The sequence below is a fragment of the Flavobacterium rivuli WB 3.3-2 = DSM 21788 genome (assembly GCF_000378485.1).
GTDB lineage: Bacteria > Bacteroidota > Bacteroidia > Flavobacteriales > Flavobacteriaceae > Flavobacterium > Flavobacterium rivuli.
Map to the genome: position 1 here is coordinate 210,816 of NZ_KB899968.1, position 23,032 is coordinate 233,847.

Annotated in this window: 17 protein-coding genes; 12 read left to right on the top strand and 5 right to left on the bottom strand. The window is 44.1% G+C overall.

From position 1 onward, the window contains the following. Window positions 1–133: 133 nt before the first annotated feature. The 4 genes from gltB to mtaB all read left to right on the top strand — a co-directional run bounded on the left by gltB (window position 134) and on the right by mtaB (window position 8,702). On the top strand, window positions 134–4,666 hold the full coding sequence (gene gltB, locus F565_RS0107710; RefSeq protein ID WP_020212635.1) for a glutamate synthase large subunit: 4,533 nt from the start codon (window positions 134–136) through the stop codon (window positions 4,664–4,666). Between the two features lie 209 nt (window positions 4,667–4,875). Continuing rightward, window positions 4,876–5,469: a hypothetical protein gene (locus F565_RS0107715; protein WP_154652561.1), complete on the top strand. Its 594-nt coding sequence runs from the start codon at window positions 4,876–4,878 to the stop codon at window positions 5,467–5,469. Window positions 5,470–5,471: 2 nt separating this feature from the next. Beyond that, window positions 5,472–6,989 carry a glutamate synthase subunit beta gene (locus F565_RS0107720; RefSeq protein WP_020212637.1) on the top strand — a complete coding sequence of 506 codons (1,518 nt, stop codon included), beginning with the start codon at window positions 5,472–5,474 and terminating at the stop codon, window positions 6,987–6,989. A gap of 342 nt (window positions 6,990–7,331) precedes the next feature. Further along, window positions 7,332–8,702, top strand: a complete 1,371-nt coding sequence (mtaB, locus tag F565_RS21325; protein WP_051087083.1) for a tRNA (N(6)-L-threonylcarbamoyladenosine(37)-C(2))-methylthiotransferase MtaB — start codon at window positions 7,332–7,334, stop codon at window positions 8,700–8,702. 58 nt (window positions 8,703–8,760) lie between these two features. Here mtaB and F565_RS0107730 read toward each other — a convergent pair whose 3' ends face one another. From F565_RS0107730 to F565_RS0107750, 5 genes are all read right to left on the bottom strand, one after another. Continuing rightward, window positions 8,761–9,381 carry a porin family protein gene (locus tag F565_RS0107730; protein ID WP_020212639.1) on the bottom strand — a complete coding sequence of 207 codons (621 nt, stop codon included), beginning with the start codon at window positions 9,379–9,381 and terminating at the stop codon, window positions 8,761–8,763. 103 nt (window positions 9,382–9,484) lie between these two features. Beyond that, complete coding sequence (locus tag F565_RS0107735; protein ID WP_020212640.1) at window positions 9,485–10,120, bottom strand: class I SAM-dependent methyltransferase; 636 nt, start codon at window positions 10,118–10,120, stop codon at window positions 9,485–9,487. 5 nt (window positions 10,121–10,125) lie between these two features. After that, window positions 10,126–10,842: a 3-ketoacyl-ACP reductase gene (locus F565_RS0107740; protein WP_020212641.1), complete on the bottom strand. Its 717-nt coding sequence runs from the start codon at window positions 10,840–10,842 to the stop codon at window positions 10,126–10,128. A 112-nt stretch (window positions 10,843–10,954) separates the two neighbouring features. After that, entirely contained in the window at window positions 10,955–11,239 is a 285-nt protein-coding gene (locus tag F565_RS0107745; RefSeq protein ID WP_020212642.1) for a GNAT family N-acetyltransferase, read from the bottom strand. A 2-nt stretch (window positions 11,240–11,241) separates the two neighbouring features. Next, window positions 11,242–11,967: a pirin family protein gene (locus tag F565_RS0107750; RefSeq protein WP_020212643.1), complete on the bottom strand. Its 726-nt coding sequence runs from the start codon at window positions 11,965–11,967 to the stop codon at window positions 11,242–11,244. A 118-nt stretch (window positions 11,968–12,085) separates the two neighbouring features. On the opposite strand from F565_RS0107750, the gene F565_RS0107755 reads away from it, so the two are divergent. The 8 genes from F565_RS0107755 to ilvA all read left to right on the top strand — a co-directional run bounded on the left by F565_RS0107755 (window position 12,086) and on the right by ilvA (window position 23,009). Beyond that, on the top strand, window positions 12,086–12,745 hold the full coding sequence (locus F565_RS0107755; RefSeq protein WP_020212644.1) for an alpha/beta fold hydrolase: 660 nt from the start codon (window positions 12,086–12,088) through the stop codon (window positions 12,743–12,745). Window positions 12,746–12,947: 202 nt separating this feature from the next. Further along, window positions 12,948–13,838 (top strand): lytic transglycosylase domain-containing protein, encoded by an 891-nt coding sequence (locus F565_RS0107760; RefSeq protein ID WP_020212645.1) that lies wholly within the window; start codon window positions 12,948–12,950, stop codon window positions 13,836–13,838. Window positions 13,839–14,447: 609 nt separating this feature from the next. Further along, window positions 14,448–15,347: a branched-chain-amino-acid transaminase gene (gene ilvE, locus F565_RS0107765; protein WP_020212646.1), complete on the top strand. Its 900-nt coding sequence runs from the start codon at window positions 14,448–14,450 to the stop codon at window positions 15,345–15,347. Between the two features lie 225 nt (window positions 15,348–15,572). Further along, window positions 15,573–17,252: a dihydroxy-acid dehydratase gene (gene ilvD / locus F565_RS0107770; RefSeq protein ID WP_020212647.1), complete on the top strand. Its 1,680-nt coding sequence runs from the start codon at window positions 15,573–15,575 to the stop codon at window positions 17,250–17,252. Between the two features lie 17 nt (window positions 17,253–17,269). After that, a complete protein-coding gene (gene ilvB / locus F565_RS0107775) occupies window positions 17,270–19,027 on the top strand; it encodes a biosynthetic-type acetolactate synthase large subunit (RefSeq protein ID WP_020212648.1) in 1,758 nt (585 codons plus the stop codon). A 577-nt stretch (window positions 19,028–19,604) separates the two neighbouring features. Then, window positions 19,605–20,192, top strand: coding sequence for an acetolactate synthase small subunit (gene ilvN, locus F565_RS0107780; RefSeq protein WP_035642085.1), 588 nt, complete (start codon window positions 19,605–19,607; stop codon window positions 20,190–20,192). A gap of 214 nt (window positions 20,193–20,406) precedes the next feature. Beyond that, entirely contained in the window at window positions 20,407–21,453 is a 1,047-nt protein-coding gene (ilvC, locus tag F565_RS0107785; protein ID WP_020212650.1) for a ketol-acid reductoisomerase, read from the top strand. Between the two features lie 290 nt (window positions 21,454–21,743). Beyond that, a complete protein-coding gene (ilvA, locus tag F565_RS0107795) occupies window positions 21,744–23,009 on the top strand; it encodes a threonine ammonia-lyase IlvA (protein ID WP_020212652.1) in 1,266 nt (421 codons plus the stop codon). Window positions 23,010–23,032: the final 23 nt, after the last annotated feature.

Here is a 23,032-nt window from a genome sequence, read left to right on the forward strand (position 1 = left end):
TTTGGTTGTAAGTTGATTTAAATTTTAACATTTTATATATAAAATTTTCATAATTTAACCGCCCGCTTTTTACTAAGACCTTTATAGCTGTAAACGGCATAAAGATATTGTATTTGGCCTAAATAATGAAGCAATGGCAAATTTAATGGAGAACGAACAAAAGGGGCTTTACAATCCGGACCATGAGCACGATGCCTGTGGTATAGGGTTTGTAGCCAGTATAAAAGCAAGAAAGTCACATCAGCACATATCTGATGCGTTAACTATACTCGAAAATTTAGAACACCGGGGTGCCTGTGGCTGCGAAGACAATACGGGCGATGGCGCGGGAATATCGTTTCAGGTGCCGCATGAATTTTTAGTAGGCGAGTGCATTAAGATAGGTATTAAGCTGCCCGAAGCAGGCCAGTACGGTGTAGGCATGATGTTTTTCCCGAAAGGAGAATATTTTAATGAAGAGTGTAAAGAAATTTTTGCCAGCGCCGCAGAGCAGCTAAATCTTGATATTTTAGGTTACCGAAAGGTGCCGGTAGATCGTAGTAACATAGGTGATACTGCCCTGAGCGTGGAGCCGGAAATTGAGCAGGTATTCATAAAACGCCCCGAAGGCCTGGCAACAGATATAGAATTTGAACGCAAGCTTTTTGTGCTGCGCAACTATGCATCGCATACTATAAACAGTACCATACGCAAAAACGAAACGGGTTTTTACATTGCCTCGCTATCGTCGCAGACTATAATATATAAAGGCCAGCTAACCAGCAGCCAGGTACGCACTTATTTTCCTGATTTGCAAAATAAACGCCTTACAAGTGCTTATGCCTTAGTGCATTCGCGATTTGCTACTAATACATTTCCGTCGTGGGCACTGGCACAGCCGTTTAGGTACATTGCGCACAATGGCGAGATAAATACCTTACAGGGCAACCTTAACTGGCTGCGCACTAACGAACAGCGTTTTGCCTCACCGCACTTTACCCGGGAGGAGTTTGATATGCTATTACCATTAGTTCCCGGCAAGCAGTCGGATTCTGCGAGCCTTGATAATATGGTAGAGATGCTTATGCTTTCGGGCCGGTCGCTGCCACACGTATTAATGATGCTCGTGCCCGAAGCCTGGGATGGCAACGAAGCGCTTGACCCTATGCAAAAGGCTTTTTACGAATACCACTCCTGCCTTATGGAGCCGTGGGATGGCCCTGCCGCAATTTGTTTTAGCGACGGAAAAATGTTGGGCGCTACACTCGACCGTAATGGGCTTAGGCCAATTCGTTACAGTATTACCGCCGATGGGCGAATGATATTAGCATCAGAAACGGGCGTATTAGGTTTACACGCATCAGAAGTGGTTAAAAAAGGAAGATTACGCCCGGGCAAGATGCTGGCTATTGATCTTGAAAAAGGGGAGATACTTTTTAACGACCAGCTTAAAAAAGAGCTGTGTTCGCAACAACCGTATGCCGAATGGTTGGAGAAATATAAGATAACCATGAGCAAAGTGCCGGAACCGCGTATTATGTTCACGCCGCTGGCACACCATCAGGTATTCAGGTATCAAAAGGCATTTGGATATACTACAGAGGCTATAGAAGATATAATTATGCCTATGGCACTCACGGCAAAAGAACCGGTGGGCTCTATGGGTACAGATACCCCGCTTGCCGTTTTAAGTAAAGAGCCGCAACATCTTAGCAGCTACTTTAAGCAGTTGTTTGCGCAGGTTACCAATCCGCCCATAGACCCTATACGCGAAAAACTGGTAATGTCGCTGGCAAGTTTTGCGGGTACAAGCGGCAATATATTAGAAGAAGACCCTATGGCGGCGCACTGCATTGTATTGCGCCACCCCATATTAGACAATCATTACCTCGAAAAGATTCGCAGTATAGATACAGGTACTTTTCAGAGCAAGACCATACAATGTTACTTTAGGGCAGATGGCAGCCCCGATGCGCTTAAAAAAGCACTCGACCGCATTTGCCGCTACGCAGTAGATGCGGTTGAAGATGGCTACCGTATGCTCATCCTTCAGGACAGGGCTATCGATTCGAGGCATGCACCAATACCATCGCTGCTATCGGCTTCGGCGGTGCACCACCATCTTATACGCAAAGGTATAAGGGGCGAAGTGGGAATTATTGTAGAAGCCGGCGATGTATGGGAGGTGCAGCATGTAGCCTGCCTAATTGCCTTTGGTGCCACAGCCATAAACCCTTACATGGCATTTGCCACCATTCGCGACCGCGTTGCCGAAGGGCTTTGCGATACTGAAGTGCCGTTTGAAACGCTGCGTGAAAATTATATCGTGGCAATGAATAATGGCTTACTTAAAGTATTCTCTAAAATGGGGATCTCTACATTCCAGTCGTACCAGGGTGCACAGATATTTGAGATACTGGGGTTGGGTCGTGATGTGGTAAACCAATATTTTACAGGGGCAACATCTAATATAGAAGGGCTTGGCCTTGACGATATTGCCGAAGAAGCCTTAATTAAACATCGTTTTGCCTACAGCAACAAACAAATACCGGCCGACAGGCTGCCTGTAGGTGGCGAACTGCAATGGAAACGTAAAGGCGAGTTTCACCTCTTTAACCCGCAAACCATTCACTTGCTTCAACTATCTACACGTACAGATGATTATGCATTATTTAAAAAATATTCTAAACTAATTTTCGACCAGGGCGATAAGGCGTGCACCTTACGCAGCCTGTTAACCTTTGATAAAAAGCAAAAGTCGATCGCTATTGATGAGGTCGAGCCGGCAGAGAATATATACAAACGCTTTGCTACGGGTGCCATGAGTTTTGGCTCTATTTCGTGGGAGGCGCACACTACATTGGCATTAGCCATGAATAAACTGGGTGCCAAGAGCAATACCGGCGAAGGCGGCGAAGACGAAGCCCGCTACGAAATTGCCGAAGATGGCAGCAGTATGCGCAGTGCGATTAAACAGGTGGCGAGCGGACGTTTTGGCGTAACCAGCCGCTACCTTACCGAGGCTACCGAACTACAGATAAAAATGGCGCAGGGTGCCAAACCCGGAGAGGGCGGGCAGCTGCCCGGCGAAAAAGTGGATGAATGGATAGGCCGCACACGCCATGCTACGCCGGGGGTTGGATTGATTTCGCCGCCGCCGCACCATGATATTTATTCTATAGAAGATTTAGCACAGCTGATATTCGACCTTAAAAATGCTAACCGTGAGGCACGTATAAGTGTGAAACTCGTGAGTAAAGCAGGTGTGGGCACAATTGCTTCGGGGGTTACAAAGGCTAAGGCCGATGTAGTTATGGTATCCGGTTTTGATGGCGGTACTGGAGCATCGCCACTAAGCTCCATAAAACATGCGGGCCTGCCATGGGAACTTGGCCTCGCCGAAACCCACCAGACGCTCGTTAAAAATAAACTACGCAGCCGCGTGGTTGTTCAGGCCGACGGCCAAATGAGGACAGGCCGCGATATTGCCATTGCAGCTTTATTGGGTGCCGAAGAATGGGGGATAGCCACCGCCGCACTTGTGGTAGAAGGTTGTGTGCTAATGCGCAAATGCCACCTTAATACCTGCCCCGTGGGCGTTGCCACGCAGGATAAAGAACTGCGCAGCCGCTTTACCGGGGAGGTAGACCATGTGGTTAACCTGTTTAAATTTATTACCGAAGAGTTGCGCGAAATAATGGCCGAACTGGGTTTCAGGACGGTTGATGAAATGATAGGCCAGAGCGATAACCTGAAACAGCGCGACGATATTGAGTATTGGAAACATAAAAAAATAGATTTATCCCGACTGTTATATAAAGAGCCAAATCCGGATAACATAAGCATGTACTGTACCGAAAAGCAGGATCATGGGCTCGACGGAATATTGGACTGGCAACTGCTCGAAAAAGCGCAGCCTGCCTTGCTAAAAGGCGTAAAAATATCAGCTGAATTTAGAATTCGCAATACCGACAGGGCTACCGGAACATTATTAAGCAATGAAATATCTAAAGCATATAAGAGCACAGGCTTGCCCGAAGATACTCTGAACTTCCAGTTTTATGGGGCAGCGGGTCAAAGCTTTGGGGCTTTTGGGGCTAAAGGTTTAACCATGAGGGTGGAGGGCGATGCCAACGACTACTTTGGCAAAGGGCTTAGCGGAGCTAAACTGATTATTTGTCCGCCGCCTAATGCAGGCTTTAAACCCGAAGCCAACAGCGTTGTGGGTAACGTAGTGCTGTATGGTGCTACCAGTGGCGAGGCATATATTTATGGCCGTGCCGGAGAGCGTTTTGCGGTGCGAAACTCGGGGGCTACTGTAGTAGTAGAAGGCATAGGCGACCACGGTTGCGAGTACATGACCGGTGGCAGGGTAGTGGTTCTGGGTAAGATAGGCCGCAACTTTGGCGCGGGTATGAGTGGTGGTATTGCCTTTGTATATGATGTATATAAAGATTTTGCCGAACGCTGCAACCCCGAAATGATTGACCTTGAAAAATGTAACAACGCCGACCGCGAAGAACTTTTTGCTATGCTGCAAAAGCATCTGGAATATACAGGCAGTGCCACAGCTAATTTTATACTGAAGGATTTTGATAACCAGTTAGATAACTTTGTAAAGGTGTTCCCTAAGGATTATAAAAAAGCTTTGCAAAAACAACAGGAGGCAGATAAGGTGGGGAATTGATTTTACCACGTAGATACATAGGTTACATATTGGATTGAAGGTTAGATAGAAATTAATTTTCTACATAGGCTTAGCAAGCAGAGCTTCAAATTATGTATTCTTTGATTAATGGTAATATAACTTTAAAATCTATGTACCTATGTGGTAAATATAGAATAGAAATCATTCATATCGCAACTAATGAAGCAGGACAAAATAACAAGATGTTTATGAACCGATTATATATGTTGGCAATAGCGATTGTGCTTATTTCCTGTCAACAATCATCAAAAGAAGAAAAAATCACAGATATACCTGCGGTTGAAGCTTCCAAACCTAAAGAGTTGGAAAAAAATAAAATAACGATAGGCGAAAAAATAGAAGGCGACTTTGATAATGATGGTAAAAAAGATTTTGCTATTGCTGTTAAAATCAAAGAGGGTGTTGGTAACCCCGTTGAAGACGGAACACCGGCTGAATATGAAATTCAGTTTTCGAATAAACTAAAATCTATTAATGCCGGTTGTTGCGATATTATTTTTATTAACGAAGGCGACCTTAATAACGATGGGGCAGATGATATTTCGGTATTCCAGGCTCCGGGTAACGGCTGTGTTTATTCTATGGCAACCTATTCTTACATAAAGGGCAACTGGCAGAAAATTGTAGCTACGTTTTTGATTCCTACCGGATGCGAAAGTGTTAGTGAGGACGAATTACAAAAAAGGGTTTTTAAAGAAGGCAACTCAATTTACTTCTATGAATCAGACCTTAATGATGAAAATGGAGGTTTGGTAAAAAGAAAAGCAAGCATAAAGAACTGATCATGAAGCAGGATAAAATAACAGGATTTAAAGAATACGAACGTGAGTATCCGGCTACAGAGCCTATTGCTTCACGAATAAAACATTACAGCGAATTTACTGCTGCATATACGCCCGAGAAACTTAACCAGCAGGCATCAAGATGTATGGATTGCGGGGTTCCGTTTTGCCATAGCGGCTGCCCGCTGGGTAATGTTATACCCGAATTTAACGATGCAGTGTATAACAAGCAATGGGAAGAAGCGTATGAGATTTTGGCATCGACCAATAACTTCCCTGAGTTTACAGGAAGGATTTGCCCGGCACCCTGCGAGTCGGCTTGCGTGCTGAATATAAACCGCCCTGCCGTTGCGATAGAGGCGATTGAGAAACATATTATAGAAATAGCTTTTGAAAAAGGGCTGGTAAAACCCTTTTTACCCGAAGGCCGTAGTGGCAAAAAAGTGGCTATTGTGGGCAGTGGGCCCGCAGGTATGGCCGCCGCCGACCAGCTGAACGCCGCAGGGCACTGGGTTACCATTTTTGAGAAAGACGATGCCGCCGGTGGGTTACTGCGTTACGGCATCCCGGATTTTAAGTTGGAAAAAAGCGTGATAGACAGACGCGTTAAGGTAATGGAGCAAAGCGGTATTATCTTTACATACCATGCGCATGTGGGGGTAAACATATTCCTGTCTGACATACTGCAGGAGTTTGATGCCGTGGTTATGGCGGGGGGCAGTATGGTTCCGCGCGAGTTGGCGATACCCGGACGTGAGCTTAAAGGCATTCATTATGCAATGGAATTCTTAAAGCAGCAAAACAAGCGCGTTATGGGCGCCGATCCATTAGCTTTTGCTGACATTGAAAGCAATATTATTAGTGAAGAAATTACCGCTGAGGGTAAAGATGTGGTTATTATAGGCAGCGGCGATACAGGATCTGACTGTATAGGTACAAGCGTAAGGCAGGGAGCAAAGTCGATAACGCAACTGGCGCTTATGCAGCAACCGGGAACCGCGAGGCCTATGTATACGCCGTGGCCGCAGTACCCGCAGATACATCGTGTATCATCATCTCAGGAAGAAGGTGCAGAGCGATTGTTTGCTACTGTAAGTAAAGAATTTATTGGCGATGGCAATGGTAAACTTGTAGCTTTAAGAGTGGCAGATTTGGAATGGGAATTTGGCCCTAACGGCAGGGCAGTAAGCTCCCGCGAAAAAGAAGGGTCAGAAAGGATCATTCCGTGCGATATGGCGCTTATAGCCATTGGCTTTTCGCAGCCGGAGCAGTTGCTTGTAAACCGTTATGACATTGCTACCGATGCCCGCGGCAATATCCTTGCCGATGAGAAGAACTACCGCACAAGCTACCACAAAATATTTGCGTGCGGCGATATGCGCCGCGGCCAGAGCCTTGTGGTATGGGCCATTAGCGAAGGCCGTGAGTGTGCCCGTAATGTAGATGAGTATTTAAATAAAGAAGCATCGGTGCTGGAAAACAGGGATGCGAATTTAGAAACGGAAGCTTTCGCTAAATGATGGAACGCGGATGACGCGGATGCTTCGCAATCGCGGATTTTCACGGATTAGCGACAACTAATTTAACTGAGTGAGACATTCGAGTGAAGCTGCTCCCCTCTTGAGAGGGGTTGGGGGTGTGTTTAGATTAAATATATAATTTATCAAAGGAATAATTCTAAACCCTCTCAAGACGGAGCCAGCCCCCAACGCCGGAAATCTTCTGAATAAAAGATTGCTTTGTTCCTCGCAAAGACAATGCGTGAAGAAAGGAAGTCTTCATCCACCAAAAAACAGCATTTTTTAAATGGATTTTTGTTTGTAACTTTGCAGGCTTATTTATAAGGCTTTAGGTTAATGATTATGGAAGCAAGAAAAAAAGTCGCTTTTTATACTTTGGGATGTAAACTGAATTTTTCGGAGACCTCTACCATTGCGCGCAATTTTCAGGAAGAGGGTTTCGACCGGGTTGATTTTGAAGAAGTTGCAGATATCTATGTTATTAATACCTGTTCTGTTACAGAGAATGCCGATAAGCAGTTTAAACAGATTGTACGCAAAGCATTAAAGCATAACGATAAAGCTTTTGTGGCGGCTGTGGGCTGCTACGCCCAGTTAAAACCCGAAGAGCTTGCCGCCGTAGACGGTGTAGACCTTGTTCTGGGTGCTACCGAAAAATTTAAAATTACCGACTATATAAACGACCTTAGCAAGAACGATATGGGCGAGGTACACTCGTGCGAAATATCGGAGGCTGATTTTTATGTGGGCAGCTATTCTATAGGCGACCGTACCCGTGCTTTTTTAAAGGTTCAGGATGGCTGCGATTACAAATGTACCTATTGTACCATTCCTCTGGCAAGAGGTATTTCGCGTAGCGATACATTGCAAAACGTACTGGATAATGCCAGGGAGATATCATCGCAAAACATACGCGAAATTGTACTTACCGGCGTAAACATAGGCGACTATGGTAAAGGCGAATTTGGTAATAAAAAGCATGAGCATACGTTCTATGAGCTGGTTCAGGAGCTTGATAAGGTAGAAGGGATTGAGCGTTTACGCATCTCTTCTATAGAGCCTAACCTGCTTAAAAATGAGACTATAGAGTTTGTTTCTAAGAGCCGTACTTTTGTGCCGCATTTTCATATTCCGCTGCAAAGTGGCAGCAACGATATTTTAAAATTAATGCGCAGGCGTTACCTGCGTGAAATATACACAGAGCGTGTTAATAAAATTCGCGAAGTAATGCCGCATGCCTGCATAGGGGTAGATGTTATTGTGGGATTTCCGGGAGAAACTGATGAGCATTTCCTTGAAACCTACAATTTCCTTAGCGAAATGGATATTTCGTACCTGCATGTGTTTACCTATAGTGAGCGCGACAATACCGCTGCTGCGACTATGGGTGGCGTTGTGCCAATAAATGTTCGTAATAAACGTAGCAAAATGCTTCGTGGCCTGTCGGTTAAAAAGCGACGTGCTTTTTACGAAGGCCAACTTGGTTCGACCAGAACGGTTTTGTTTGAGGGGGACAACAGGGAAGGTTATATTACCGGTTTTACAGAGAATTATGTAAAAATAAAAATGCCGTGGAACCCTGAACTTATCAATACCCTGCAGGAAGTAAAATTGCTTACTATTGATGAAAACGGACTTGTTAAGGCTGAATTTACGGATGTTACCCTTATCAATAACGGAATATCAAATGCTTTCGAAGCTTTACTGGCGTAACTAGCAGTATTGAAATATAAAAGAAGAGGCTGCCTTATTAGACAGCCTCCTTTGGTTTTTAGAACTTATATCCTACCGAAAAGGAGAATACATTGTTAGTTATTTTGCCCGATCCTTCAGAATCTTTACCAATGTCTGACAGTCCTGCATTGTATCTTGCCTGAAAGAAAACGCCTATCGGCAAATCGTAGCCTATACCACCAAAGACAGCAAAGTCTATTTTTTCATATAAATCTTTTGCATCAACTTCAGCAGATACTTCCCTTCCGCCTTCTGTAGTTTTACCTTTAAGTTTAGCACTTACTAAAAAGCCTATTTGTGGCCCAGCCTGAATGCTTAATCCTTCAATAATATAATATTTTAAGGCAATAGGCACATTAATATAGCTAAGTTTAGAGGTGTATTCAAAGTGCTCGCTTAGTACACTTCCGGAATATATATTATAATCAATCTTAGTTCCCTGCTGCGAATAAACAATTTCCGGCTGCACAGCAAAATTTCCGAATTTGATCTCGGCTAATACGCCTGCATTAAATCCGGCCCTTACATTCGTATTTTCGGAATCTCCACCAAAGTCGGCTATATTAAGGCCGGCTTTCACACCATATTTAATTTCCTGTGAGTGTGCGGTAAGTGCAATAGCAAATAATGTTGCAATTGAAAAGATAATTTTTTTCATGAAGAGTGGTTTGTTGGTTTTTGTGGCGAATGTAATATTTTTATATTAAAAGTCAATAAAGTTTTCCGTTGTAGACAATCTAATATCAAAGAACAGAAAAAAGTTACAATCCCAAAATTACCATCCTGCCCTGTATTGTAAGTGTTTTAAAACCAAATTCCTGCCGTATATATTCAAAGGCCTTTGCATGGTATAAAAAAACATGGGTAGGGTCGGTTTTATAAAACCAGGTACTAAAGTCGCGATCAGGGTCAAACCTGTCGGTCATTACATACAGCTTGCCATTGGGTTTTAAGAGGCTGCACAGTTGTGCAAACTCGGTATGTGGATCTTTAAAATGTTCAGCCGTTTCGCTGCACGCTATGTAATCATACTTTTGCTGTAATGCCTGTAGGTCGTTATGAAAATAGAGGTCGAACTCCCTAATGTCATATCCATTATCTGTAAGGACTTTTAAAATAGGGGAGCCGGTACCGGAGCCAAAGTCCAGTCCTTTATGCTGCCGTTGAAAATCGGCAAGGATAGCATTAGTAACAGGGCTCACAAAGTTTTGATACCTTATGTCATCAGGGTCATTGTTATGACACAGGTAATGCGCCTGTTCGGCTTCGGGAGTCAAATAATCTTTAGGGTGCGTAAAAACCGAAAGGCAAAGGGAGCATTGTAAAAACTCCCTTTGCCCTTGTGTATAAAAGTTATTTGATGAAGCGCCGCAAAGCGGGCATACAACATTTTTCATACCGTTTACGGATTAGTACTCCAGATACCGCTGTCTTTTATAAATACCCTTTTATTTAGTTTTAGCTGCGCCACAATAAGTTCGGCAACATCTTCCGGCTGCATCACTTTATCGGGGTTACCATCGGTAAGGTTAAGGTCTTTAGCCATATCTGTAGCAACGGTGCTTGGTGTAAGTGCCGTAACGCGAATGTTATGCTTGCGCACCTCCTGCATAAGCGATTCGGTTAAGCCCATCACGGCAAACTTAGACGCACTGTAAGCGCTTGTTGCTGCTGCACCACGCAATCCTGCTGTAGAAGATATGTTAATAATATCACCGCTTTGCGCTTCTATCATTCCCGGCAAGACAGCGCGGGTAGCGTAGAACGTGCCAAAAAGGTTGATTTTTATGATGTCTTCAAACTCGGTAGGGGAAAGGTCGAGGAATTTGCCAAATTTACCCACGCCGGCATTGTTAATTAAAATATCTATGGTTTTAAATTGCGCCAGGGCTTTGGTTACAGCCCCGTTAACCGAATTTATATCGGCAATATCTGCCGTAACAATAAGGGTTTGCACACCAAAAGCCTGTGCTTCGGCAGCAACGGTTTCAAGGTCGGTAGTGGTGCGGGCAAGTAGTATAACATTAGTGCCTTCGGCAGCAAGGGCCAGTGCCACAGCTTTGCCTATGCCTTTACCGGCACCCGTAATAAGCGCATTTTTTCCTTTTAAACTTTGCATTCTGTTTTGTCTATTATTATGTTTTTGACACAAATTTCACAAATTCTCACTAATTCATTAGTGTCAATAAGTGAAATTTGTGTCTTGTAATTTATAGTTAATTTGAGTGATTCTATAACCTTATGCCCGGTGGCAGTAAATCTTTATACTTAGGGTTTTTCCTAAAAAAGGCTGCTACCTTTGGGTGTGTGGGCACAACACGAAAACGGCGATCTTCGGCAATCTCTAAAATGTCCTTTATAAAGTCGCTCACAAAAGGGTCTTCGTCTACACCTTCCGGTACGTTTATCCGTGTAAGGAACAGCTTGCGCTCCTGTACAGAATATTCTATAGATGCCATTTTGCCATTTACAGTGGTTTCAAACTGCCTCGAGAATTCGTTGTCTTTAATTTCCATAGCTACTCGTTAAATTGCATTGGTACTTCGATAATAAGAATTTTAGCAGGTGTCCTGGTACTTATAGGCAGTATATCAAAGTCTACGGCGCCAAAGGCATCGCGTTCATTAATAACCTGCCCGTCTATTTCCAGTTCCCCCTCTATCAAAAATATATAAACTCCGTTTCCGGGTATTTTAAGATCATATTCTATGGCCTGCCCTGCATCATAAACGCCCAAATACAGGAAAGCCTGCTGGTGTATCCATAAAGCATTGCCATCATTTTTATCTTGCGGTGACACCACATTTACAAGTGTGTTGCGGTTACTTTCCAGGTCAAAACCCTTTTGGTCATAACGGGGTTCTACGTTTTGGCGTTCAGGAAAAATCCATATTTGCAATGTCTTGGCACGGTCATTTTTGCTGGCATTCATTTCAGAATGCTGCACACCGGTGCCGGCACTCATAACCTGTACTTCGCCAAAGCTAACGGTAGCCTCGTTGCCCAGGCTGTCGCGATGGGTAAGGCCACCCTCAAGCGGTATGGTAATAATTTCCATATTGTCGTGTGGGTGGTCGCCAAATCCCCTGCCTGCATCTATAGTATCATCGTTAAGTACGCGAAGCATACCAAACTGCACACTATCAGGGTTGTAATAATTACCAAACGAAAAGGAGAAGTTAGCCTGCAGCCAGCCGTGGTTAGCGGTGCCGCGTTCGCTTTTTAGGAATAGTCGTGTTCTCATAATTTTATTGATAAATTAAAATTTTTATGTCGGTAAGGTTGGCACAAAAACTTTAATTTTATACAAATTTCGGAATAAAAGTTCAGAGTACACTTATTTGTACGTTAAATCACACTACATGCACAAGATACCGGTATATTTTATGCCCGGGCTGGCTGCCAGCCCAACCATTTTTGAAAATATAGTGCTGCCTGCTGAACAGTTTGAGTGCTTTTACCTGGAGTGGATAATCCCCGTACCTAACGAACCGCTTGCAAATTATGCCAAACGCTTAGCCGAAAACATAAAACATGAGAACCCCGTACTTATAGGAGTATCTTTTGGCGGGGTTATTGTACAGGAGCTGGCAAAGGTTATAGCGGCGCGCAAGGTTATAATAATATCGAGCGTGCGGTGCAATGCCGAATTTCCGAGGCGTATGCGGTTTGCAAAAATAACGCATGCCTACTGGCTTTTCCCTACGCGGCTGGTAAACAGTGTGCCGTTGTTTGCTAAAATGTATAAGGGCAATAGCGTAATCGCAAAAAGGCTTGAACTGTACGATAAATTTTTATCGGTGCGGGATAAGAAATACCTCGACTGGGCGTTAAAGTCGATAATACTATGGGACAGGGCAGAGCCCGCAGCAGATGTAATACATATTCATGGCGACGCCGATGAGGTTTTCCCGCCCAGATATTTAAAAGATTACATACCAGTAAAAGGAGGTAAGCACATAATGATAATTAATAAGGCTAAGTGGCTTAACGAAAATTTGCCTGGGCTGATATTGAGGTAAAAATATAGATTAAATTGAGCTTTACCACATAGCTACATAGGAGGAGATTGTTATAAAGATGGCATAGAAATAAATTTTGCACATAGTTTTTAGAAGCGGAGCTTCATATAAGGTGAACTTTGTTACCTTATAATTGCTGATCTGCTATGTACCTATGTGGTGGAAAAAAAAATTAAAATATTAAACAGATAAACGATAAAGGATGGAATGGGTTAAGAAAACCGGCGTAATAGCCTCGATGATATTAATTAGCGGCGCGATAGGGCATAACATAGCCGACAAAAAAGCAGAGGTTAAAGAAGTAAAGAAGGAACGCTATTTTCCTGCCAAAATAGATTTTGCAGGAGAGAAAGCTCCGCTTAATATATCTGACGTTCATGAGCGCCTGGACAGGGAACTGCTTGTGAACGCCAATCTTGATGCTACTACGGTACTTATTATAAAACGTGCTAACAGGGCGTTCCCGGTTATAGAGCCCATCCTTAAAAAGTATGGCATACCAGACGATTTTAAATACCTGGCCGTAATAGAAAGCGGACTTGTAAATGTGGTATCTCCGGCAGGGGCAAGGGGCGTATGGCAATTTATGCCCGATACCGGTAAAGAACGCGGCCTCGAAATTAACGATATTGTAGATGAGCGTTACCACCTTGCAAAATCTACAGAGGCGGCGTGTAAATATTTGCAGTCGGCGTATGCTAAATTTGGCTCATGGACACTTGCCGCAGCATCTTACAACGGAGGTTTTGGTGGGGTAAATAAACAGATCACGTTTCAGGGTGTGACTAATTATTACGACCTTTTACTTACCGATGAGACAGCCCGTTACGTGTTCAGGATACTGGCACTTAAAGAAATTATGCAACATCCGGTGTCTTACAACTTTACGGTATTGCCTACAGAGCTGTACCCTGTAATTCCTGTAAAAACAGTAGATGTTACTGCCAGCATACCAGACCTTGCCGTGTTTGCCAAAGAGCAGGGCATTAATTACAAGGTATTAAAAATACACAACCCGTGGCTTCGTGACCGCAAGCTTACCGTTGCCGACGGTAAAAAATATACTATGGAGATTCCGCTTTCGGGATATTAATCCAGATTTATAGATTATTGGATTGTTAGACAATCAGAGACTTACTTATAATAACTCCCACTATTGCTTTGTGCAGTTGTGGGAGTTTTTATTTGGGGCTTATGTTTGTAGTAAGAACCTTATTTATTGCCGCATTTTTTCATAATCCGAAATAGAACAGCATTAAATCAGATTTAAATTTAAAATTGTCATTCAAATAAGTTTTTAATTATTGATAATTCAATTTAATTAAAAATATTTTATCATTAATAGTGTTAATAAATCGTTATTAGTAAAAAAAGTTCAATAAAATCATTGTTTTGTTGATGGAATGTTTTAAATTCGCTTTAACAATGAAAAACAACATTAACATAGCAGTCGCCATCATCAGCATTATTGTCATTCTCAATAAAGCCTGAGGGATACTGTCGTTATATATAAGAGTATAAAAGCCGTTCCCTCATAATAAAGGAACGGCTATTTTTTTGAAATTATGAGAACATTTAAACAGTTTCACATTATTGTCATTATTCACTTGCATACGTGAGAAGGTTGCCTGCACATTATATTATCGTCGGCCCTTCTCAAAACGAGCAGGGCTTTTTTATAAAATCTATTTACTAAATTACTATGTACTATAACAATAATACCATCATTTACTTTAACGGAGACTTTGTTAAGGCATCCGAGGCTTCTGTAAATCTTTACGGTCAATCCCTTCATTATGGCTATGCCGTTTTTGAAGGTATTAAATCGTATAACACGGGTGGTGGTACTAAAATTTTTAAAGCAAGAGAACATTACGACCGCCTGCGCCGTTCGGCAGAGTTAATGCATATTCCATTTAATTACACTACAGATGAGCTTACCGCACTATCTTATGAGGTATTGGAACTTAACGGATTGTCTGATGCTTATTTGCGTCCTATAGTAATGTGCTCGCCTAATATGTCGTTGTCTAAGGGTAAAGAAAGTTACCTGGCCATAGAGGCGTGGGAGTGGAGCAACGGCTATATGGCAAACAAAATGCGCATCATGACCTCTACGTTCGAGCGTCCTAACCCTAAAGCTTTTAAGGTGGAGGCTAAAGTAAGCGGGCACTATGTAAACTCTATACTGGCGTGCCAGGAGGCAAAAGATGCCGGTTATGACGAGGCATTGGTGTTAGACGGTAACGGTTATGTAGCCGAGAGTAGCGGAGCCAATGTTTTTTACGAAAAAGACGGTAAGTTGTACACTCCCGCAAAAGGCAGTATACTACCCGGAATTACCCGCGCCACCGTCCTCGAAATATGTGCCGAACTGGACATTCCAACAGAGGAGAAACTTTTTAAACCCGAAGAAATGCGTGGTGCCGATGCTGCCTTCTTTTGTGGTACCGCTGCCGAAGTACTGGCGTTAGATTCTCTTGATGATGTACCGTTTACCAAGAACTGGGAAGACAGCCTTAGTGCAACAGTACAAAAGGCATACAGAAATTTGGTAGTAGGTAAAAATTTAGAAGAGTTTAAGCTGCAGTTGGGGTACTAAGCAATTTGCAATAGACAATATGCAATTAGCAAAAAAAACTACTTCCTAACTTTAATAGGTAAACCTCAGGCTCATTAGTATGAGTGTACCTGTTCCCCTCTCCTTTGGAGAGGGGCTGGGGGAGAGGACAAAACACAAACAAATTAATACCCGAGGCTCATTTTCAAGAGTGTAGCTATCCCCTCTCCTTCGGAGAGGGCTGGGGGTGAGGTCAAACAAAAAATAATGGAATTAAATAAATATTCAAGGGTTTTTACCCAGGACGATACACAACCCGCAGCCCGCGCCATGCTTTACGGAATAGGGTTTGACGACGACGATATGAAAAAGGCCCAGGTGGGCATAGCCAGTATGGGTTATGACGGCAACACCTGCAACATGCACCTTAACGAGCTGGCTGCCGTGGTAAAAAAAGGCACATGGCAAAGCGGATTGGCAGGACTTGTATTCAATACCATAGGCGTAAGCGATGGTATGAGCAACGGTACCGACGGTATGCGCTACTCGTTAGTGAGCCGCGATGTAATTGCCGATAGTATAGAGGCTATATGCGGAGCACAGTATTATGATGCGCTAATAACGTTGCCGGGCTGTGATAAAAATATGCCGGGCAGCATTATGGCAATGGGCAGGCTAAACCGCCCGTCTATCATGGTATATGGTGGTACTATTGCACCGGGATGCTATAAGGGTGAAGAACTTAATATTGTTTCGGCATTTGAGGCTTTGGGCCAAAAGATAGCCGGGAACATGAATGAGGAAGATTTTCAGGGCGTAATTCGTAATGCATGCCCAAGTGCCGGTGCCTGTGGCGGTATGTACACTGCCAATACTATGGCTGCTGCAATAGAGGCTCTGGGTATGAGTTTGCCCTATTCTTCAAGCAATCCGGCATTAAGTCCGGAAAAGCAACAGGAATGTATAGATGCCGGCGAACATATAAAACTACTTTTAGAAAGAGATATAAAACCAAGCGACATCATGACGCGCAAAGCATTCGAGAATGCCATGCGCATAGTGGTTGTACTTGGTGGCAGCACTAATGCTGTACTGCATTTTATAGCCATGGCTAAAAGTGTAGACGTTGTAGTAACGCAGGACGATTTTCAGCGTATGAGCGATGTTACGCCCGTATTGGCCGATTTTAAACCGAGCGGTAAATACTTAATGCAGGATTTACACAACAACGGTGGTATCCCTGCCGTTATGAAGTATCTGCTTAAGATGGGCTTGCTGCACGGCGACTGCCTTACCGTAACCGGAAAAACGGTTGCCGAAAACCTTGAAAGTGCCGCCGACCTTGACTTCGATACCCAAAAAATAATCCGACCAATATCAGATCCTATAAAAGCTACAGGCCACCTGCGCATACTGTATGGCAATTTGGCACCGGGCGGCAGCGTAGCAAAAATTACAGGTAAAGAAGGAGAGAAATTTACCGGCCCAGCCCGTGTTTTTGATGGCGAGAAAAACCTTATTGCCGGTATATCCGACGGGAAAGTGCAGCACGGCGACGTGATCGTTATCCGTAACGAAGGCCCTAAGGGTGCGCCGGGCATGCCAGAAATGCTGAAACCTACCAGTGCGCTTATAGGTGCCGGGCTTGGTAAAAGCGTTGCCCTTATTACAGATGGGCGTTTTAGCGGCGGTACCCACGGTTTTGTCGTAGGGCACATTACCCCCGAAGCTTTTGAAGGCGGAACGATAGGGCTTGTAAACGACAATGATATTATAGAGATAGATGCGGTAAACAACACGCTTGTACTGCAGGTATCAAACGAGGAGCTTGAAAAAAGAAGACAGGCATGGCAACAGCCAAAACTTAAAGTAACTAAAGGATTATTGTATAAATATGCCCGCACGGTATCGTCGGCAGCAGAAGGCTGTGTGACCGATGAGGGGTAACTAAACACAATGCACGTATGGAAAAGACTATGGAAAAAGCTGCACCGGCCGAGCCTGCACAACAGGACGCGGTAACCCTTACGGGCGGGCAGGTATTGCTTGAGGCATTTATACAGGAGGGGGTAAGCACTATTTTTGGCTATCCCGGCGGTGCCATTATGCCCATTTATGATGCACTTTACGATTATAACGAAAAGCTGGAACATATACTGGTACGCCATGAACAGGGTGCCATACATGCGGCACAGGGCTTTGCACGGGTATCGGGCAGGACAGGCATTGTGTTTGCCACAAGCGGGCCCGGTGCCACCAACCTTGTTACCGGCCTTGCCGATGCCATGATAGACAGTACACCGCTGGTTTGCATTACCGGACAGGTATTTGCGCACCTTTTAGGCACCGATGCTTTTCAGGAAACTGATGTGATTAATATTACCATGCCGGTTACAAAATGGAACTATCAGGTTACCGATGCCGAAGAGATCCCCGCTATAATTGCCAAAGCTTTTTACATTGCGGCTTCGGGGCGTCCGGGTCCGGTGCTTATAGATATTACCAAGAATGCCCAACTGCAAAAAATGCAGTTTACAGGCTATAAAAAATGCAATTTCATACGCAGTTACAGGCCTAAGCCTGTGGTGCGTCCTGAATATATTGAAGAGGCTGCCAGACTTATTAATGCTGCCGAACGCCCTTTTATCGTGTTTGGGCAGGGTGTATTGTTAGGTAAAGCCGAAGAGGAGTTTAAAGCATTCATAGAAAAATCGGGTATACCCACAGCATGGACAATACTGGGTATGAGCGCCATCCCTACAGACCACCCGCTGGGTGTGGGTATGGTGGGCATGCACGGTAACTATGGGCCAAATAAACTGACAAACGAGTGCGATGTGCTTATTGCTATAGGTATGCGTTTTGACGACCGCGTTACCGGCCGACTTGATATGTATGCCACACAGGCAAAGATCATTCACCTGGATATAGACCCTGCCGAAATAGATAAAAATGTAAAAGCCGATGTGCCGGTGTGGGGCGACTGCAAAGAAACGCTTCCGTTGCTTACTGCCCTTGTAGAGAAGAAATTACATGGCGCATGGCACCGCAAGTTTACCGATTGTGCCAAACAGGAACAGGAAAAGGTCATTAAAGATGAACTGCACCCTACAGATGAGGTGCTTACAATGGGTGAGGTTATTCGTAACCTTAACGAACTTACGGGCGGCAATGCCATTGTTGTAACCGATGTAGGTCAGCACCAAATGGTTGCCTGCCGCTATGCAGAGTATGTGCATTCACGCAGTAATGTAACCAGCGGTGGCCTTGGTACTATGGGGTTTGCACTTCCGGCGGCTATTGGTTCAGCTTATGGCGACCCAAGCCGCACTACTGTAGCTATAATTGGCGATGGCGGCATCCAAATGACCATTCAGGAACTTGGAACCATAATGCAGTTTAAGCCAAATGTGAAGATCATGATACTGAACAATTGCTTTTTAGGAATGGTGCGCCAGTGGCAGCAACTGTTTCACGAAAAAAGGTATTCGTTCGTTAATATAGAAAGCCCCGATTTTGTGCAGGTGGCTAAAGGCTACGGCATACCGGGTAACAGTGTTTCGCAACGTGAAGATTTGCGCCATGCAATGAAGACCATGCTCGACCATGATGGCAGTTACCTGCTGGAAGTTATGGTGGGCAAAGAAAATAATGTATTCCCTATGGTTCCGCAGGGTAAAAGCGTAAGTGATATTGTGCTGAGCAGGGAGGAGATAGTTTAGAGTTGTTGAGATGCAGAGTAGCAACGTTACAAAGTGGCAAATTTCAATGACTTAAAATAGCAGCCGTTGGACTCCCCTCCTTCAGAGGGGCACCCGTAGGGCGGGGTTGTTGAAAACCGGAGAAGACGTAAGGAACACACCCCTAACCCCTCTCAAGAGGGGAACCAGCTTCACTTGGCTGTTGTGCAGAGTGGTAAAGGGTTTGAGTGTTCCCCTCTTGAGAGGGTTAGGGGTGTGTTGCAGCTAATAATGTTTCGAGTATCTCCTGCAAGGTTTTAAAAACCTTGTAGGTATAATTTGAAAACATAAAACCTACAAGGTCTCAAAGACCTTGCGGGTTAAGAACCGGGTTTGAGTGAAGCTCCGCGTGAGGGATAGAAGCGATATCCCCGGAGCGCAGTGAAGGGATAAAGCAGATAGCCCGACCCGGGCATTGGCCGAAGTAAGGGAAGGGCACGCCCAGGAAAGATTTAAGATTTCAGATTGTTGATTTTTATTAGTAATGGATAGAAATTTGAACAAAAGATAAATTTTGATACAAAATAAGGTGACCGAAAACCTTGATAATAATAGTAGTATGAAAAAGGAATTCACCATAAGCGTCTATACAGAGAACCATGTGGGCTTGTTAACCCGCATTGCGATTATTTTTTCGAGGCGTAAAATTAATCTGGAAAGCGTTAATGTAGGGCCAAGCGAGGTAGAGGGCATAAGCCGTTTTACACTGGTTATTAACGAAACCGAAGAGGTAGTGCAAAAAGTAGCGCGACAGATAGAAAAACAGGTTGAGGTGTTAAAGGTATTTTTTAATACCGATGAGGAAATCGTGTGGCAGGAAATGGCTATGTATAAAGTACCTACCAAGGTTATTGCCGAGCAGGTTAAGGTAGAAAGGCTGCTACGACAGTATGGTGCCAATACGGTTGTTATAAGAAACGATTATACGGTATTTGAAACCACAGGGCACAAGGAGGAGATTGATGCCCTGGCCGAAGCACTGCAACCTTGGGGGCTTATAGAGTTTGTGCGCAGTGCACGTATTGCCATTATTAAGGCAAGCGAAGGCATGCATAATGCTGTCCTTGAATTTGAAGCTGCAGAGCCAAGCGAACCCGCGGCAGAGAATGAGTTCCTTGATAAAAGGGATGGTGTTTTTACAATGTAAAACATTTTTAAAGCGTTCAATTAAAAGTACATACCCCTAACCCCCTCTCAAGAGGGGAACCAGCTTTACCCTGCTGTTAAGCAAGAGTAGTTAAGGGTTTGAGTGCTCCCCTCTTGAGAGGGCTTAGGGGGTATGTTAGTAAAGAAAATTAAAAGTCTGTTAGATTAAATTTCTTACAGGATAAACAAATCAATAAAAAATTAAACAAACAAAGATGGCAAAATTAAATTTTGGAGGAGTAGAAGAAAACGTGGTAACCCGCGACGAATATCCGTTACAAAAAGCACAGGAAACACTTAAAGATGAGGTTGTAGCCGTAATAGGTTACGGTGTGCAGGGCCCGGGCCAGGCGCTTAACCTTAAAGATAATGGCATTACTGTAATTGTGGGCCAGCGTAAAAACTCTAAATCGTGGGATAAGGCCGTTGCCGATGGCTTTGTACCGGGCGAAACACTTTTTGAAATTGAAGAAGCCCTGCAAAAAGGCTCTATTATATGTTACCTGCTTAGCGATGCCGCACAAATTGAGTATTGGCCATTGGTTAAAGAAAACCTTACTGCCGGTAAAGCATTATATTTCTCTCATGGGTTTGGTGTAACATTCAACGGGCAGACAGGCATTGTACCGCCGGAAAATGTAGACGTATTTTTAGTTGCGCCAAAAGGATCGGGTACTTCATTGCGCCGTATGTTCCTGCAAAACCGAGGACTGAACAGCAGCTATGCTATTTTTCAGGATGCTACAGGCAAAGCGTTTGACAGGGTTGTATCGTTAGGTATCGCCATAGGCAGCGGATATTTGTTCGAAACTGATTTTCAGAAAGAAGTATACAGCGACCTTACCGGAGAGCGTGGAACGTTGATGGGAGCTATACAGGGAATTTTTGCTGCACAGTATGATGTACTTCGCAAAAGGGGACATAGCCCGAGTGAGGCATTTAACGAAACGGTGGAGGAGCTTACACAGTCGCTAATGCCATTGGTATCTGAAAATGGTATGGACTGGATGTATGCCAATTGTAGTACTACGGCACAACGTGGTGCACTTGACTGGTGGAAGCGTTTCCGCGATGCTACCGCACCATTGTTTGAAGAATTGTATGATAGCGTTGCCACAGGTAAAGAGGCAGGATATTCTATAGAAAGCAACAGTAAAGAAGATTACCGCGTAGGCCTTGAGGCTGAACTGGCTGAACTTCGCGATAGTGAAATGTGGCAGGCGGGCAAAACAGTTCGTAGCCTTAGGCCGGAAAATAACTAAGAAACCTAATACATCCCCATTGGTCATTGCAACGGCTATCCCGATAGGATGTCTTATATAAATAAATTTACCACAAAGATCACTAAGTTTTTCACGAGGGACACTAAGCTGTACGTTTACAGGCCTGTTTCAGGCTACAAAGAACACGAGGCAGAAGCGCAAAGCCTTGTGTTCTTCAATTCCGAAAACGGAATTGCTATCATTGCGTACTTTGTGAAAAAGCCTTGTGCCCTTTGTGGTAAATTATATTCTGATAATCTGTATGGATGTCAGGATTAAATAAAATATAAATGAATACCCAACCTATTACTTATTTCCCTACTATTGAAGATGTAAAACGTGCTGCCGAAAGGCTTAAACACGTGGTACATAAAACGCAGCTTTCGCCTAACCGCACAGCATCGGAACTGTATGGAGCCAATATACTCTTTAAGCGGGAAGACCTGCAGCAGGTGCGGTCCTATAAAATTCGCGGGGCATACAACAAGATGGCTACCCTTAGCGAAACCGAACGTGCGCGCGGTGTAGTTTGCGCCAGCGCGGGGAATCATGCTCAGGGTGTGGCGCTTGCCTGTAATAAAATGCAGGTAAACGGAACCATATTTATGCCTACGCCAACGCCAGGACAAAAACTGGACCAGGTAGCTATGTTTGGCGGCGAATATGCCCGCGTAGTTTTGGCGGGCGATACGTTTGATGAAGCTAAAGAAGCCGCATTACTGTACTGTGAGGAGCAGGGAGCCGTGTTCATTCACCCGTTTGACGACCCGTATATTATAGAGGGACAGGCAACTATAGGCCTTGAGATACTGGAACAGATGCAGCAGCCTATAGATTACATTTTTGTACCTGTAGGAGGTGGTGGCCTCGCTGCAGGATTAAGTAGTGTCTTCAAAATATTGTCTCCCCATACTAAAATTATAGGGGTAGAGCCTACAGGCGCTCCCAGTATGAAACAGGCACTCGAAAAAGGCGAACCGGTGCATTTAGACCGAATCAATAAATTTGTAGATGGCGCCGCGGTGCAAAAAGTGGGCAGTTATACCTTTGATATCTGCAGGCATACGTTGAGCGATATGCTGCTGGTAGATGAAGGCAGGATATGCCAGGTAATCCTTTCGTTATACAATAAAGATGCTATTGTTATAGAGCCTGCAGGGGCACTATCGGTAGGGGCACTGGCACAATATGCCGATAAGATAAAGGGTAAAAATGTGGTGTGCATCATCAGCGGTAGTAATAACGATATTACCCGCATGGAAGAGATTAAGGAAGGCGCACTATTGTATGCAGGTCTTAAGCATTACTTCCTGGTGAAATTTCCGCAAAGGCCGGGTGCATTGCGTGAGTTTGTAATGAACGTGTTAGGCCCTACAGATGATATATCCCACTTTGAATATACCAAGAAGAACAGTAAAGAAAAAGGTACTGCCGTTGTAGGGATCGAGCTACGGGACGCAGCCGATTATGATGTGCTTTTAGCCAACATGAAAACCTTGGGCTTTTATGTAGATTACCTTAATGATAAACCACATTTGCTGAATTTACTGGTTTGATTTACTGAAGGCACACCCTGTTT

Coding starts and splice junctions, on each gene's coding strand:
- F565_RS0107740 (WP_020212641.1), bottom strand. CDS start 10,842: ATGCAAAGTTTAAAAGGAAAAAATGCGCTTATTACGGGTGCCGGTAAA.
- F565_RS0107720 (WP_020212637.1), top strand. CDS start 5,472: ATGAAGCAGGATAAAATAACAGGATTTAAAGAATACGAACGTGAGTAT.
- mtaB (WP_051087083.1), top strand. CDS start 7,332: ATGGAAGCAAGAAAAAAAGTCGCTTTTTATACTTTGGGATGTAAACTG.
- F565_RS0107730 (WP_020212639.1), bottom strand. CDS start 9,381: ATGAAAAAAATTATCTTTTCAATTGCAACATTATTTGCTATTGCACTT.
- F565_RS0107750 (WP_020212643.1), bottom strand. CDS start 11,967: ATGAGAACACGACTATTCCTAAAAAGCGAACGCGGCACCGCTAACCAC.
- ilvA (WP_020212652.1), top strand. CDS start 21,744: ATGAATACCCAACCTATTACTTATTTCCCTACTATTGAAGATGTAAAA.
- gltB (WP_020212635.1), top strand. CDS start 134: ATGGCAAATTTAATGGAGAACGAACAAAAGGGGCTTTACAATCCGGAC.
- ilvC (WP_020212650.1), top strand. CDS start 20,407: ATGGCAAAATTAAATTTTGGAGGAGTAGAAGAAAACGTGGTAACCCGC.
- F565_RS0107715 (WP_154652561.1), top strand. CDS start 4,876: ATGAACCGATTATATATGTTGGCAATAGCGATTGTGCTTATTTCCTGT.
- F565_RS0107735 (WP_020212640.1), bottom strand. CDS start 10,120: ATGAAAAATGTTGTATGCCCGCTTTGCGGCGCTTCATCAAATAACTTT.
- ilvE (WP_020212646.1), top strand. CDS start 14,448: ATGTACTATAACAATAATACCATCATTTACTTTAACGGAGACTTTGTT.
- ilvN (WP_035642085.1), top strand. CDS start 19,605: ATGAAAAAGGAATTCACCATAAGCGTCTATACAGAGAACCATGTGGGC.
- F565_RS0107745 (WP_020212642.1), bottom strand. CDS start 11,239: ATGGAAATTAAAGACAACGAATTCTCGAGGCAGTTTGAAACCACTGTA.
- ilvD (WP_020212647.1), top strand. CDS start 15,573: ATGGAATTAAATAAATATTCAAGGGTTTTTACCCAGGACGATACACAA.
- F565_RS0107755 (WP_020212644.1), top strand. CDS start 12,086: ATGCACAAGATACCGGTATATTTTATGCCCGGGCTGGCTGCCAGCCCA.
- ilvB (WP_020212648.1), top strand. CDS start 17,270: ATGGAAAAGACTATGGAAAAAGCTGCACCGGCCGAGCCTGCACAACAG.
- F565_RS0107760 (WP_020212645.1), top strand. CDS start 12,948: ATGGAATGGGTTAAGAAAACCGGCGTAATAGCCTCGATGATATTAATT.